This window comes from Cellulomonas sp. SG140 (assembly GCF_025770785.1).
In the GTDB taxonomy this organism is placed as follows: domain Bacteria; phylum Actinomycetota; class Actinomycetes; order Actinomycetales; family Cellulomonadaceae; genus Cellulomonas.
Genome location: NZ_JANZLA010000004.1, coordinates 127,635 through 142,523, shown reverse-complemented (window position 1 = coordinate 142,523; position 14,889 = coordinate 127,635). Strand labels below are relative to the sequence as shown.

Genomic DNA, 14,889 nt, shown 5'->3' with positions numbered 1-14,889 from the left:
TCCCGCGGCTGGACCTGGTGAGCCGGCGCCAGACGGTCAGCCGGCGCGGACAGTCAGCGTGCTCGAGCCGTCCGGCAGGGGTCGCACCTCGATGCGGTCGGCGATCGACTGCTTGAGCGCCTCGACGTGGGACACCACGCCCACCACCCGGCCGCCGGCACGCAGGCGACCCAGCTCGGCGAGCACCTGGTCCAGCACGTGCGGGTCGAGGGAGCCGAAGCCCTCGTCGACGAACAGCGTGCCGAGGTCGATGCCGCCCGCCTCGGCGGTCACCACGTCCGCCATGCCGAGGGCCAGGCAGAGGCTGACGTAGAACGTCTCCCCGCCGGACAGGGTGCGCGGGTCCCGCGGCTGCTCGGTGAGGTGGTCGATCACCCGCATCGCCAGCCCCGTGGTGCGCGCGCGCACGTCCTCCCGCTCGTCGGAGCGCACCAGCTCGTAACGGCCGTCGGACATGATGCGCAGCCGCTCGTTGGCCGCGGCGACGACGTCCTCGAAGCGGCTCATCAGCACGTACGTCTGCAGGGAGAGCCGCCGGGCGTTGTCCCCGGCACCGCCGGCCAGGGTCGCGAGCCGAGCCACAGGTGCCGCCTCGGCGATGCGGCCGGTCAGTGTGGCCGCCCGGCGGACGACCACCTCACCGGCGGCGGTCGCGGCGGCGAGCCGCTCGGCAGCCACCTGCGCCGCCGCGCCCGCGGTGTCGGCGAGCTGCCGGGCGGCGGCCTCCGCCGCGGTGGCGGCCGGCACGTCGACCACCAGGTCGTCGGGCAGCGTGGCGAGCTCCGGTGCGTCGAGGGCTGCCGCGACCCGGGCGACGTCCGACCGGTAGGCCGTCACCTGCGAGTCGAGGGGCGCGACCTGGTCAGCGGGCAGCAGGGCGGCACGCGCCGCCGTGGCGTCCGGGAAGCCGGCGTCGTCGAGACCCTCCGCCAGCTCCTCCGCCCGGGTGGTCGCCGTGCGCCGCGCGGCGCCCCGCAGCTCCAGCGCGTCGAGCAGCTGACGTGCCGCCTCGGCACGCTCCACCAGCGCGGAGTGCCGCGCGGCCACCGTCGGGTGGTCCGCCCGTGCCGCCACCACCTCGGCCTCCGCCGTGTCGAGCGCGACCCGGTCGGTGAGCAGCGTCGCCTCCGCGATGGCGCGCCGGCCGGCCGTCTCGTCCCGCTGCTGCCGACGTCGCTGCGTCTCGGTGTCGAACCGGTCCAGCTCGGCGGTCAGTCGGACGACGTCCGCGGCCGCCGCGTCGCACTCCAGCAGCGCTGCCCGAGCCTGTGCGACGGCCGCCTCGGCGGACTGCCGGTCGGTGCCGGCCACCCGTGCCGACAGTGCCGTGACGTTGCCGCGCAGCTCACCGGCACGTCCGGCGAGGCCGGCGAGCTGCCGCTCCGCCTGGCGGCAGGCATCCTCGGCAGCCTGCACGTCCTCCGCCGACACGTGGCCCGCCGCCGTCGGCAGGGCGGGCGCCGGGTGGTCCGGTGAGCCGCACACCGGGCACGGTGTGCCGTCGCGCAGGTCGGCGGCCAGCGATCCGGCCAGGTCGGCGATCCGGGCCGTGCGCAGGGCTGCGGCGGCATCGGCGAGCGAGAGGGCGGTGCGGCCCGCATCCTCCCGATCGACCTCGACGCGCTCGAGCTCCGAGCGCGCGGCGTCGAGCGCGAGCACCGCGTCCAGCGTGGTGCTCGCCGCGTCGCGGGCCGCGCTGCGCTCGCCTCGGCGGGCTTCGAGCGCGCGGGCGGCGTCCAGGCCCTCCACCAGCGTCGCGCGCTGCTCCGGCCGTGCCGCCAGCCACGCGTCGTGCACCGCGAGCTCCTGCGTGAGGTCGTCGAGCAGCTCCGACGCCCGGTGCAGGTCACGCCGTCGCCCGGTGAGCCCCTCCTCGACTGCGACGAGTCGCTGCAGCTGGGCCGCGTGCTCCACCGCCGCGCGCTGCTCGTCGCGCAGGTGCTGGGCGAGCGGCTGCTCGGATCCCTCGCCACCGTCCACCTCATCGCCGACGCCGGCCGGCACCAGCCCCACCGGCGCACCGTCAAGCGCGGCGCCCCACTCCTTCTCGGCCGCCTCGAGCGCCGCGCGTGCGGCCTCGTCGCCGACCAGCAGCGGCCGCACCGCCGCAGCCCGACGGGCCTGCTCCAGCCGTCCGACGTCGTGCGCGTGCCGCTCCGCCAGACCCTCGAGCACCGTGCGCTCGGCCCGCAGCCGCTCCCGCCGGCCCAGCAGCTCGGCCGTCGCCCGGGCCTCCTCTGCCGCCACCCGCGCCTGCAGCCACGCGGCCTCGGCGGTTGTCAGCGCCGCGGCCGCCGCCCCTGCATCCACCTCGAGCGCCCGTGCCCGAGCCGCCACCACCCCGGCGACCGCCGCCTCGTCCACCAGCACGGAGGCCGTCACCTCGTCCCGCAGGGCCGCCGCCTCGTCCTCGGCCAGCCGCGCCGCCCCCGCCAGGTGCGCCACCGCCTCGCCGAGCTCGCCGCGGGCCGCCTCCACCGCCCGGTCCGCCTCGCGGCGCAGCTCGACCAGCCGATCGGCCAGCCGCTGGTACACCTGGGTGCCGAAGATCTTCTGCAGCAGCCCGCGCCGGTCCTCCGGCTTGGCGCGCAGGAACCGGGCGAACTCCCCCTGCGGCAGCACCACGGTCTGCACGAACTGGGTGCGGTCCAGGCCGATCGCCCGCAGCACCTCGGCCCCGACCTCGTCGAGGCGGTTCGCCATCGGGGTGCCGAGCGCGTCCAGCTCGTCGTCCGTCGCCGTCGACGGAACGTCCGCCGGCAGCCGCCACAGCTTGGCGCTCGCCTGCTGCGTGGTGGTGCCCGTGCCGCGGCGCTTGGGCCGCTCGTACTGGGGTGTCCGGCGGATGCGGAACACCCCGGACGGCACCTCGAGCACGAGGTCGACCAGGCTCTCCACCTCCGGCGCCGCGTGCGCCGAACGGAGCCGGTCGTCCGACGCCTCGTCGGACGCGACCTTGCCGTAGAGGCCGAACACGATCGCGTCGATCAGCGTGGACTTGCCCGCACCCGTCGGCCCCTCGAGCAGGAACAGGCCGGACGCACCCAGCTCGGCGAGGTCGATGGTGTGCCGGCCGGCGAAGGGGCCGACGGCCTGCAGGACGAGGCGGCGCAGGTGCATCAGGCGCTCCGCTCCGCGTCCGCGACGTCCTCGTACGCGCGCCGCAGCACCGCCACCTCGGCGGGGGTGGGTGCGGCGCCGGTGACGCGGCGGACGAAGGCGTCCACCACCTCGAGCGGGTCGGCGGCGGCGGTGACCACGCGGGACGCGGTGGTGCGCGCCGCACCGTCGGCCGGGACGTGCTGCACCACCAGCGCGTGCGGGAACCGCTCACGCACCCGTCGGAACAGCTCCGGCGGCCGCGCGGCATCCGTGACGGTCACCCGGACCCAGTCGTCCACATGGGCGTCACCACCCGCGCCGAGCAGCTGGTCCAGGGTGCCGGTCACGTCCGCCAGCCGGCGCGGCACCGGCGCCGGGACCAGCTCGGTCACCGGCTCGGCGCCGGACAGGTCCACCAGCACCGACGACTTGGTGTGGTGCTGCTCGGAGAACGAGTACGCCAGCGGCGAGCCGGAGTACCGCAGCACCGTCCCGTCGACCCCGGACAGCCTCTGCGGCCCGTGCAGGTGGCCCAGCGCCACGTAGTCCATCCCCGCGAACACCCCGGCCGGCACCTGGTCGACGCCGCCCACCCGGATGTCCCGCTCCGACTCGCTCGGCTGACCGCCGACCACGAACGCGTGCGCCATCACCACAGCCCGCCGCCGGTCCCCACCGCGACGACCCGCCAGGTCCGCCCGCACCCGCCGCATCGCGGCGCTGGTCACCGCCTCGTGCGAGCGCGCCGGCAGCACCGGCGTACCGCCGTCCTCCTCGTCGGCCGACGCCAGCTCGCCCCGGGTCAGGTCCGGGTCCAGGTACGGCAACCCGTAGACCAGTCCGTCCGCGACCTCCACCGGCTCGGCCAGCGTCGCCACGCGCGTGCGCAGCCGGACCCTCTCCCGCATCAGCGCCGCACCAAACCCCAGGCGGGTCGCGGAGTCGTGGTTGCCGGAGGTGAGCACCACGGTGGTCAGCTCGGAGAGCCGGGCGAGCGCGTCCGAGAGCAGCGTGACCGCTTCGACCGGCGGGATCGCCCGGTCGTACACGTCACCGGCGACCAGCAGGGCGTCCACCCGCTCGGCCCGCACCACGTCGACCAGGTGGTCCAGGGCGGCCGCCTGGTGGTCCAGCAGGTCGACACCGTGCAGGGTGCGGCCCAGGTGCCAGTCGGAGGTGTGCAGCAGCCGCATGCGGCGACCGTAGCCGCGGCCACCGACACGGCTCGGCACCCACGCGGGCGGCCGAGCGGCGGGCCTCAGAGCGGGCTGACGACCTCGTCCGGGATCACGGCGCCGAGCCCGACCACCGAGAGCAGGTCCCGCAGCAGACCGCGGGAGTCGCGCAGCGACATCGGGATGCCGGCCTCGGCGGCGGCCATGTGCAGCTGCAGCACGAAGGCGATGCCCGACGAGTCGATGAACCGCAGGCCGTTCGCGTCGATCACCACGGGCAGCCCGTGCATCAGCGCCAGGCCCATCGTGTCGCTCGCCTGCTGCCGGAGGGCTGCGTCGATCTCGCCGACCAGGTGCACCACCGTGCTGCCGTCCACCACCTCGACGCGGATGCTGTCCGTCGGGCCGTCGTCGATCAGCTCGTCGATGCTCACTTGCTGCTCCTCGTGCCTACTGCTGCCGGTACGCCGGTGGACCGGGACAACGACAGTACGTCCTGCGGATGACCTCGTCATCCCCCGGCGACACGGGGGTGTCGCCGGCGCACAGTGGAACGCGAACCTCCGACATCAGGTTCCCGGAGGTTCGCTCCCGGTCATGCGGCCGCCATGATTGCACCTCGGGACGCTGCTCGGAAGGTCAAGTCCACACCTCACAGGTGCCGTCAAGGGTCAGCTCGGGGCCGACCCCAGGTCACGCCTCAGGCGCCGGGTCCGTCACGTCCGCGACCGTCGCGCCCAGCACCCGCACCAGCTCGGACGCCTCGAGCGTCGCGGAGACGCCGTGCGCACCGGCGCCGATCGACACCAGCCCGTGCACCCGCGCGTCGGCGATCACCGGCCAGGGGTGCAACGAGCCGAACGGCGTGATGGTGCCGCGCTCGTACCCGGTGACGTCCCGCGCGACCGCCGCGTCCGGCATCGACAACCGGTTCACGCCCAGCAGCTCGCGCAGCCGTGGCCAGGCGATCGTGCGGTCGCCGGGGACCAGGACGAACAGGTAGTCGTCGTCACCACGGCGCACCACGATCGTCTTGATCACCTGCGACGGGTCGACGCCCCTGGCCGCGGCCGCCTCCGCCAGCGACGACACCCGCCCGTGCCGCGCCACCACGTGTGGGATGCCGGACGCCTGCAACGCCTCGACCGCCCGCCGCTCGCCCTCTGTCGTCTCCACGGGCCCACGTTATGCGCGGGCGGTGCGTGGGTGCCGCCTGGGAGAATGGCCCGTCGTGAGCGGTCCCGACGAGCCAGAGCGCGGTGCGGAGCGTCCGCGCCGACGTGGCGCGGGGCGTCCGGACCGGCGTGGGGACCAGGGCGGTCGCGGTCACGGCGACGGGGACGGCGCGCCGGGGAACCGGCCCGACCAGCGCGGTGCCCGCCGTCGCGAGCGCGTGGCGCACCTGCGCGCGCAGGTGGAGCTGCCGCCGATCACGTACCCGGAGGAGCTGCCGGTCAGCGCCCGGCGGGCGGAGATCGCGGCGACCATCGCGGACCACCAGGTGGTGGTGGTCGCGGGGGAGACGGGCAGCGGGAAGACGACGCAGCTGCCCAAGATCCTGCTCGAGCTCGGTCGGGGCCGGACCGGGCAGATCGGGCACACGCAGCCGCGGCGGATCGCGGCCCGCACGGTCGCGGAACGGGTGGCCGACGAGCTGGGCGTGCCCCTGGGCGGCGTGGTCGGCTACCAGGTGCGGTTCACCGACGAGTCGAGCGACCACACGCTCGTCAAGGTGATGACCGACGGCATCCTGCTGGCGCAGATCCAGCGCGACCCGCAGCTGCTGGCCTACGACACGATCGTGGTCGACGAGGCCCACGAGCGGTCGCTCAACATCGACTTCATCCTCGGCTACCTGACGCGGCTGCTGCCGCAGCGGCCGGACCTCAAGCTGGTCATCACCTCGGCGACCATCGACTCCGAGCGGTTCGCGTCGCACTTCGCCGCCGCGGACGGCACGCCGGCGCCGATCGTCGAGGTCACGGGGCGCACGTACCCGGTGGAGCTGCGGTACCGGCCGCTCTCGCCGGACCGGGCGGCGGAGGAGTCCGCGCTCGGGGCGGGCGACGAGGACGACGACGAGGGTGTGGACGACCGCACCGCGCCCGGCCGGCCGAGGCGTGCCGGTGCCGGGGCGGCGGCCCGCCGCAGTGCCGGCCGGGGCAAGGGTTCGCCGGCGGCTGCCGCGAAGCGTCCCCGCGCCGAGGCGAAGGACCTGGTCACGGGCATCGCCGAGGCGGTCGACGAGCTGATGGCCGCCGGCCCGGGCGACGTGCTCGTCTTCCTCTCCGGAGAGCGGGAGATCCGGGACGCCGAGGACGGGCTGCGCGGCGCGCTCGGCCCGCGCGTGACCGACCCGCAGCACCCGCAGGCCGTCGAGCTGCTGCCGCTGTACGCGCGCCTGTCCGCGGCCGAGCAGCGGCGGGTGTTCGAGCCGCACGGCAAGCGCCGCGTGATCCTGGCGACCAACGTCGCCGAGACGTCGCTGACGGTGCCGGGCGTGCGGTACGTCGTCGACCCGGGCACCGCCCGCATCTCGCGGTACTCGCAGGCGACCAAGGTGCAGCGGCTGCCGATCGAGCCGATCTCGCAGGCGTCGGCCAACCAGCGGTCCGGCCGGTCGGGGCGGGTGGCCCCCGGCATCGCGATCCGGCTGTACTCGGCCGACGACCTGGCGTCCCGGCCGGAGTACACCGAGCCGGAGATCCTGCGCACGTCGCTGGCGTCGGTGATCCTGCAGATGATCGCCGTCGGCGTGGTCCGCACCCCCGACGAGGTGGCGCAGTTCCCGTTCGTCGACCCGCCGGACGTGCGCGCCGTCCGGGACGGTGTCGCCCTGCTGACCGAGCTCGGTGCGCTGTCCACCGGCCCGGGCGGCACGCGGCTGACCGACACCGGCCGCGCGCTCGCGCAGCTGCCGATCGACCCGCGGCTGGCGCGGATGATCGTCGAGGCGGGCAAGCGCGACGTGGCCCGCGAGGTGGTCGTCATCGCGGCGGCTCTGTCCATCCAGGACCCGCGGGAGCGTCCGGCCGACCAGCGCGAGGTGGCCGACGCCCTGCACCGGCGGTTCGCCGACCCGTCGTCCGACCTGCTGACCTACCTCAACCTGTGGCAGTGGCTGCGCGAGCAGCGGCACGCGCTGAGCGGCTCGGCGTTCCGGCGGCTGGTGCGGTCCGAGCACCTCAACTACCTGCGGGTCCGCGAGTGGCAGGACGTGGTCACCCAGCTGCGGGACATGGTCAAGGCGCTGGGGATCGACGCGCGCGGCGGTCCCCGGCCGGTGGGCGACGGGGTGCCCGCCGGCGGCCGGGGCGGCGCGGCGGACGGCCGTGGCGACGGGCGTGGCGCGCGGGGACGCGGCGGCGTGGTGCGGGACGGCGGCCGACGGCTGCCACCCGGTGCCGTCGTCGCGGAGCAGACGCCGTCAGCCGGCCCGGCGGCCACGGGTGCGGACGTGGCGGCTGCGGCTGCCGGTCGGTCGACAGTGGCGGCGGCTGGCGGCGAGGGCTCGGGCTCGTCGTCCGCCGCCGTCGAGGACCTCGCCGAGCGCACCACCTGGGCCTGGGACGGCGACCGCATCCACCTCGCGGTCCTCGCCGGCCTGCTGTCGCAGATCGGCATGCAGGAGGCCACCGAGGTCACGCCCGCCGCCCGCTCGGGCCGCAACGCACCACCGCAGGGCCGCGGTCGTCCGCGCCCGCGCAACGAGTACCTCGGCGCCCGCAACGCGCGGTTCGCCATCTTCCCGGGCTCCGGCCTGGCCCGCCGACCCCCGGCGTGGGTGATGGCCGCCGAGCTGGTCGAGACGTCCCGCCTGTGGGCGCGCGACGTCGCCCGGATCCGCCCCGAGTGGGCCGAGGAGCTGGCCGGCCACCTGGTCCGGCGCAGCTACTCCGAACCGGCGTGGAGCACCCGGCAGGGCGCCGCGATGGTCACCGAGAAGGTGACGCTGTACGGCGTGCCGATCGTCACCGACCGGCGCATCCTGCTCGGCTCGGTGGACCGTGAGCAGGCGCGGGAGCTGTTCATCCGGCACGCGCTGGTGCAGGGCGAGTGGACCACCCACCACACCTTCTTCCACGAGAACCGCCGGCTCCTGGCCGAGGCGCAGGCGCTCGAGGCGCGCGCCCATCGTCGTGACCTGGTGGTGGACGACGGCGTGCTGTTCGACTTCTACGACGAGCGGGTGCCGGACGACGTGGTCTCCGCACGGCACTTCGACGCGTGGTGGAAGGGCGCCCGGCGTCGCGACCCGGAGCTGCTGGCGTTCACCCGCGACCTGCTGGTGGCGCCGGGTGCGCAGCAGATCGACGAGTCGGCGTTCCCCTCCCGGTGGCCGCAGGGCGACGTCAGCATGCCGCTGACCTACCAGTTCGAGCCCGGCACCGAGGCCGACGGCGTGACGGTGCACATCCCCCTGGTCACGCTCGCGCGGCTGCGTCCGGAGGGGTTCGACTGGATGGTGCCCGGCCTGCGTGCCGAGCTGATCACGGCGACGATCCGCGCGCTGCCGAAGCCGGTGCGGGTGCAGCTCGTGCCGGCCCCGGACGTGGCGCGGGCTGTGGACGCCTGGATGGACGAGCACCTCGCGTCCTGGGAGGACACCGTGCGGGCCGGCGATGCGGCGCCGTCGTTCCACGAGGCCTTCGCGCAGGCCGTGCGCGCGATGCGGGACGTGGAGGTGCCGTCCGACGCCTTCGACGACGAGAAGCTGCCGGCGCACCTGCGGATGACCTTCCGCGTGGTCGACGCCGGCGGCGGCGTGCTCGACGAGGGCAAGGACCTGGTGGCGCTGCAGCGGCGGCTTGCCGGTGACGCGCAGGACGCGGTCTCGTCCGCCGTCCGCACCGCGGTCGCGGCCGCACTTGCCGAGGCGCACGCGGCGAGCGGGGGCCGCGCGGGCACGCGCGGTCGGGACACCGGGCGTGGGGCCGACGCCGCGGGAGCGCCCGACGGACGCGCAGACACGGGCCGCGCCCCGACGGTCGCCACCGGAGCGGGCCACGAGGGGCCGATCCGCACGGCGGCGGGGCCCGTGACCGCCGACGGCACCACCACGGACGGGTCGTCGGCCGCCACGCTGCCCACCAGCGACCTCGAGCGCAGCGGCCTCCGCACGTGGCCCGAGCTGCCCTCCCGCGCGGGCGAGCCGGCCGGGTCGCTGCCGGAGCAGGTGTCGACCACGGCGGTCGGTGGTGTCGTCGTGCGGGCGTACCCGTCGCTCGTCGAGCTGCCGGGTCCCCGCGGCGCGGCACCGTCCGTCGGGGTGCGGCTGCTCGCGGACGCCGGTGCGGTTGCCGGCGAGCACCGCCGCGGCCTGCGCCGCCTGCTGCTGCTCGACGTCGGCCTGGCGACCGGCCGGGTGTCGTCCCGCTGGTCCGGCACGCAGGCACTGGCGCTCGCGGCCTCCCCGTACCCGGACACGGCCGCCCTGGTCACGGACGTGCAGCTGGCCGCGATCGACCGGCTGGTCACCCGCCACCTGGCTGCCACGGCCGCCGGTGCCGCGCCGGAGGTCGCCGTCCGCGACGCCGCCGCGTACACGGCCCTGCGCACCATGGTCCGCGACCGCCTGGAGGACGAGGTGCACCGGCTCGTCGCCGACCTCGTCGCCATGCTCACCGCCTGGCGGGAGGTGCAGGCGGCTGTCCGCTCGTCGTCCTCGCTCGCCCTGCTGGGCACCGCCCGCGACGTCCGCGACCAGACGGACGCGCTGGTGCACGACGGCTTCGTCGCGCAGATCGGGGCCGACCGCCTGCCCCAGCTGACGCGCTACCTGCGCGCCGCCGCGTACCGGCTGACCAAGGCGGCCGAGAACCCGCAGCGTGACGAGTCGCTGGCGGCGCAGGTGCGGGAGGTGCAGGCCCTGTACCGGGACGCCGTCGCGCGCACCGCCGGCCGTGCGCCGGACGCGGTCCGGGCAGCGGCGCTGGACGACGTCCGCTGGATGATCGAGGAGCTGCGCGTCAGCCTGTTCGCCCAGCAGCTCGGCACCCCGGTCCCGGTGTCCACCACCCGCATCCGCAAGGCGCTCGCCGCGATCGCCTGAGCCACCACCCAGCCGCCCACGGCCCCGGCACCGCCCGCGCACCCTTCGTCTGCGACAGGCCGCCGTCCCCCGCGTCAGTGGTCGCCGGCAGACTCACGGGCATGGCTTCCACGGACGGCTCGGGCCGGTGCTTCGGTGACGGCGACCCCCTGCTCGCGCAGTACCACGACGAGGAGTGGGGCGTGCCGGTGCACGGCGAGCACGCGCTGTTCGAGCGCTTCGCGCTGGAGGGGTTCCAGTCCGGCCTGTCCTGGGTCACCGTCCTGCGGAAGCGACCGGCGTTCCGGGCGGCCTTCGCGGACTTCGATGCGGAGGTGGTGGCGCGCTTCGGGGACGACGACGTCGCGCGGCTGATGGCCGATGCCGGCATCGTGCGCAACCGCGCCAAGATCGAGGCCACCATCGCCAACGCCCATGCGCTGCGCGCCCTGCACGAGCACGGCCGCACGCTGGACGAGGTGCTGTGGTCGCACGCACCGGCACCGACCGCCGACGGGCGCCGTCGGCCGCTGACCTGGGCGGACGTCCCCGCCACCAGCCCGGAGTCCACCGCCCTGGCCAAGGAGCTGAAGCAGCTCGGCTTCCGCTTCGTCGGACCCACCACGGCGTACGCGAGCATGCAGGCCTGCGGGGTGGTCGACGACCATCTGGCCCTGTGCCCCGTGGCCGTCGCACGGGACGCCGGAGGGGTCCCGGGCACGATTCCGGCGGGTGGTGCGGTCCGTCCCTGAGAGGCATGCGCAGCGGTTCGTCCGGCGCGGCGGCCAACGCCCCGAAATCGGACACGTCGGGGCTAGCATCTGCGGCCGTGGCACTGGGGGACAACGAGGGCAGCGAGGCCCTGTACGCACCGATGCTGCGTCCGGCACCCGTCGACGCGGCGCTCCTCATCGCGGTGCACCGGGGGCTGGAAGCGGTCCCGGTGCGGCCCCTGAACGCCGAGCAGGGTGCCGACGGTTCGGCCACGGCGATCCGGTCGGAAGGCGGCGGCAGCCCCGTTCCGTGCGGCACGAGCGGCATCCCGGTGGCGTCGCACCCGTCGCGCCGGCTGGCGCATCGTCAGCGCCCCTGAGGCCGTCTCACGCTGCACGTCACCGCGTCTCACCAAACGGGCACTGGTGACCGTACTGCGAGACGGCGGGTATCGTCCTGCCCACCATCCAGAGCGGCCGAGAGACCTGGCTCGTCGACGCCGCAGCAACCCCCCTTCCTCACCGGGAGGGTGTGGGTGCTTCAGCCGGGACCGATGGAGTGACCATGCGCGTTGCCGACGCCCGGACCGCCGCGAGCGGTCCCGTCGTTGCGCCTGTGGACCGGCCGACCGTCTCGTTCGAGCTGTTCCCGCCGCGCAACCCGGATGCCGCCCCGAAGCTGTGGGACACGATCCGCCGCCTCGAAGCCGTCCGGCCGGACTTCGTCTCCGTCACCTACGGCGCCTCCGGCCGCACCCGCACCACCAGCCGGGCCCTCGTCCGGCGGATGCTGCACGAGACCACGCTCACCCCGATCGCCCACCTGACCTGCGTCGGCGCCTCCCGCGACGAGATCTCCACCATCGTGCGGGAGTTCCTCGACGAAGGCGTCCGCTCGTTCCTGGCGCTGCGCGGCGACCCGCCCGAGGGGGAGGCGCAGTGGCAGGCGCACCCGCACGGGCTGACCACGGCCAGCCAGCTGGTGGAGCTGCTGCGCCAGATCGAGCACGAGCGCTGCGAGCAGAGCCCGGCGCAGGCCGTGCGCGCGCGCGTCAAGCCGCTGTCGATCGCCGTGGCGGCGTTCCCCCGCGGCAACCGGCTGACCGGCAGCTCCCGTGAGCAGGACATCCAGGCGCTGCTGGCCAAGCAGCGCGCCGGTGCCGACTTCGCCATCACCCAGGTGTTCTACGACGCCGACTCCTACCTCGAGCTGGTCGGCGAGGCGCGCCGGGCCGGCGTCGTCATCCCCATCGTCCCGGGCCTGATCCCCGCCACCGACCCGGCCCGGCTGGTCCGCACGGAGCAGGTGACCGGCGTCCCCGTGCCGCGCGACCTGCTGGCCCTGCTCGACTCGGCCGACGACGAGGCCGAGCGCCGCCGCCGCGGCCTGCGCTTCGGCATCGAGCTGATCGACCGGGTGCTCGAGGGCGGGGCCCCGGGCATCCACCTGTACACGTTCAACAAGCACGAAGCCGCACTCGACCTGCTGGAAGGGGCCGGCCTGGTCGGCCGCCCCACCGCCACCACCACCGCGAGGACAGACGCATGACGCAGCGCACCGCCTTCCCCACCGGCACGATCCTCGGCTACCCGCGGATCGGTCCGCGCCGCGAGCTGAAGAAGGCCCTGGAGTCCTTCTGGGCCGGCCGGTCCACCGCCGCCGAGCTGGAGCAGGTGGCCGCCGACCTGCGCCGCCGCACCCGCACGCGGCTCGCTGAGCTGGGCCTGGGCACCGACGTGCCGGCGATCCCGTCCGCCTTCTCGTTCTACGACCACGTGCTCGACGCCGCCGTCGTGCTCGGCGCCGTCCCGGCCCGGTTCGCCGACCTGCGGGACGCCCAGGGTCGCCTCGACCTGGCCGGCTACTCGACGGTGGCCCGCGGCCGCGGCGACGACCTGCCGCTCGAGATGACCAAGTGGTTCGACTCGAACTACCACTACCTGGTGCCGGAGATCGGCCCGGACACCGAGTTCCGGCTGTCCGGCGACCGCCCCGTGCAGGAGTTCGCGGAGGCGCTGGCCGAGGGCGTGCTGACCCGTCCGGTGCTGGTGGGTCCGGTGACGTTCCTCGCGCTGTCCAAGCCGACGGAGGACGCCCCGGAGGGCTTCGCGCCGATCGACCGGCTGGCGGACGTGCTGCCGGTGTACGTCGAGCTGCTCGCGGCGCTCAAGGCCGCCGGCGCCACGTGGGTGCAGCTGGACGAGCCCGCGCTGGTGTCCGAGTCGACCGGCGTGCCGACCGAGCGGCTGCTCGCCGCGGCGGAGGAGGCGTACCGGGTGCTCGGCGACGCCACCGACCGCCCGGCGATCCTGGTCGCGGCGCCGTACGGCGACCTCGGTGCCGCGCTGCCGGTGCTGGCCCGCACGGCCGTCGAGGGCCTCGCGCTGGACCTGGTCCGTGGTGACCTGCCGACGGGCTCGGTGCCGGGGCTGGAGACCAAGACCCTGGTCGGCGGCGTGATCGACGGCCACAACATCTGGCGTGCCGACCTGGACGGCGCCCTGTCCACGCTCGAGCAGCTGGAGACGCTCGGCGCCGCGGCGGTCGCCGTCGGCACCTCCACCTCGCTGTTCCACACCCCGCACGACGTGGCCGACGAGCCGAACCTCGACCCGGCGCTCGCGTCCTGGCTGGCCTTCGCCGACCAGAAGGTCGCCGAGGTCGTCACGCTGGCCGAGGGGCTCGCGGAGGGCCGCGAGTCGATCCACGACGCGCTGCGTGCCGCGGCGGACGCCCGGGCGGCCCGCGCGGCGGCAGCCGGGGTGGTCCGGCCCGAGGTCCGCGAGCGCGTCGCCGCGCTGACCGACGAGCAGTTCCACCGCGGCTCGTTCGACGAGCGCCGGGCGGCGCAGGAGGCCCGGCTGCAGCTGCCGGCCCTGCCGACCACGACGATCGGCTCGTTCCCGCAGACCCCGGAGATCCGCGCCGCCCGTGCGGCGTTCGGTGCCGGCAAGCTCACCGCGGCGGAGTACGAGGACGAGATGCGCGCCGAGATCGGCCGCGTCGTCGACCTGCAGGAGCGGATCGGTCTCGACGTGCTGGTGCACGGCGAGCCGGAGCGCAACGACATGGTGCAGTACTTCGCCGAGCACCTCGACGGGTTCGCGGTGACCAGCAACGGCTGGGTGCAGTCCTACGGCTCGCGGTGCACGCGCCCGTCGATCCTCTGGGGCGACGTGTCCCGCCCGGCACCGATCACCGTGCCGTGGACCACCTACACGCAGTCGCTGACCGAGAAGCCGGTCAAGGGCATGCTCACCGGGCCGGTGACGATCCTCGCGTGGTCCTTCGTCCGGGACGACCAGCCGCTGGCGGACACCGCGAACCAGGTCGCGCTGGCGCTGCGCGACGAGATCGCCGACCTCGAGGCGGCCGGCATCGCCATCGTCCAGGTGGACGAGCCCGCGCTGCGCGAGCTGCTCCCGCTGCGCGAGAAGGACCACGCCGCCTACCTCGACTGGTCGGTCGCGTCCTTCCGCCTGGCCACCTCCGGCGTCCGTCCGGACACCCAGATCCACACCCACCTCTGCTACTCCGAGTTCGGGCAGATCTTCGGCGCGATCGACGGTCTCGACGCGGACGTGACCAGCATCGAGGCGGCCCGCTCGAAGATGGAGATCCTCGGCGACATCGCCGCCGCGGGCTACCCGCGCGGAATCGGCCCGGGCGTCTACGACATCCACTCGCCGCGCGTGCCGAGCGAGGCGGAGGTCACCGAGCTGCTGAGCGAGGCGGTGCAGGCGATCGACCCCGCGCAGCTGTGGGTGAACCCCGACTGCGGCCTGAAGACCCGCCGGTACGACGAGGTCAACCCCTCGCTCGAGCACATCATCGCGGCCACGCGCACCGTGCGCGCGGGCCTCTGAG

General features: G+C 75.3%; 9 protein-coding genes and 1 riboswitch. Of the genes, 5 read left to right on the top strand and 4 right to left on the bottom strand.

Translation table 11 applies throughout. The annotated features are described in order from the left end of the window. Positions 1-36: 36 nt before the first annotated feature. From N0B34_RS09355 to N0B34_RS09340, 4 genes are all read right to left on the bottom strand, one after another. Positions 37-3,120, bottom strand: coding sequence for an AAA family ATPase (locus N0B34_RS09355; RefSeq protein ID WP_263731105.1), 3,084 nt, complete (start codon positions 3,118-3,120; stop codon positions 37-39). Continuing rightward, positions 3,120-4,295 carry an exonuclease SbcCD subunit D gene (locus N0B34_RS09350; protein ID WP_263731104.1) on the bottom strand — a complete coding sequence of 392 codons (1,176 nt, stop codon included), beginning with the start codon at positions 4,293-4,295 and terminating at the stop codon, positions 3,120-3,122. The genes N0B34_RS09355 and N0B34_RS09350 overlap by 1 nt, the downstream gene beginning before the upstream one ends. A gap of 65 nt (positions 4,296-4,360) precedes the next feature. Next, positions 4,361-4,711: an STAS domain-containing protein gene (locus N0B34_RS09345; protein WP_263731103.1), complete on the bottom strand. Its 351-nt coding sequence runs from the start codon at positions 4,709-4,711 to the stop codon at positions 4,361-4,363. 259 nt (positions 4,712-4,970) lie between these two features. Further along, entirely contained in the window at positions 4,971-5,453 is a 483-nt protein-coding gene (locus N0B34_RS09340) for an aminoacyl-tRNA deacylase (RefSeq protein ID WP_263731101.1), read from the bottom strand. 55 nt (positions 5,454-5,508) lie between these two features. On the opposite strand from N0B34_RS09340, the gene N0B34_RS09335 reads away from it, so the two are divergent. The 5 genes from N0B34_RS09335 (at position 5,509) to metE (ending at position 14,888) form a co-directional block, all read left to right on the top strand. Continuing rightward, positions 5,509-10,329 carry a DUF3418 domain-containing protein gene (locus N0B34_RS09335; RefSeq protein ID WP_412175719.1) on the top strand — a complete coding sequence of 1,607 codons (4,821 nt, stop codon included), beginning with the start codon at positions 5,509-5,511 and terminating at the stop codon, positions 10,327-10,329. Between the two features lie 101 nt (positions 10,330-10,430). Then, the gene (locus tag N0B34_RS09330) at positions 10,431-11,060 is read left to right on the top strand and encodes a DNA-3-methyladenine glycosylase I (protein ID WP_263731099.1); all 630 of its coding nucleotides are present in this window, start codon (positions 10,431-10,433) and stop codon (positions 11,058-11,060) included. A 77-nt stretch (positions 11,061-11,137) separates the two neighbouring features. Beyond that, a complete protein-coding gene (locus tag N0B34_RS09325) occupies positions 11,138-11,401 on the top strand; it encodes a hypothetical protein (protein ID WP_263731098.1) in 264 nt (87 codons plus the stop codon). A gap of 81 nt (positions 11,402-11,482) precedes the next feature. Further along, positions 11,483-11,582, top strand: a riboswitch (SAM riboswitch). Between the two features lie 4 nt (positions 11,583-11,586). Next, positions 11,587-12,570 (top strand): methylenetetrahydrofolate reductase, encoded by a 984-nt coding sequence (locus N0B34_RS09320; RefSeq protein ID WP_263731097.1) that lies wholly within the window; start codon positions 11,587-11,589, stop codon positions 12,568-12,570. After that, the gene (metE, locus tag N0B34_RS09315; protein ID WP_263731096.1) at positions 12,567-14,888 is read left to right on the top strand and encodes a 5-methyltetrahydropteroyltriglutamate--homocysteine S-methyltransferase; all 2,322 of its coding nucleotides are present in this window, start codon (positions 12,567-12,569) and stop codon (positions 14,886-14,888) included. The genes N0B34_RS09320 and metE overlap by 4 nt, the downstream gene beginning before the upstream one ends. Position 14,889 lies beyond the last annotated feature (1 nt).

Excerpts from the sequence above, each read along its gene's own strand:
- N0B34_RS09355 (WP_263731105.1), bottom strand. The coding sequence starts at position 3,120 with ATGCACCTGCGCCGCCTCGTCCTGCAGGCCGTCGGCCCCTTCGCCGGC.
- N0B34_RS09350 (WP_263731104.1), bottom strand. The coding sequence starts at position 4,295 with ATGCGGCTGCTGCACACCTCCGACTGGCACCTGGGCCGCACCCTGCAC.
- N0B34_RS09330 (WP_263731099.1), top strand. The coding sequence starts at position 10,431 with ATGGCTTCCACGGACGGCTCGGGCCGGTGCTTCGGTGACGGCGACCCC.
- N0B34_RS09320 (WP_263731097.1), top strand. The coding sequence starts at position 11,587 with ATGCGCGTTGCCGACGCCCGGACCGCCGCGAGCGGTCCCGTCGTTGCG.
- metE (WP_263731096.1), top strand. The coding sequence starts at position 12,567 with ATGACGCAGCGCACCGCCTTCCCCACCGGCACGATCCTCGGCTACCCG.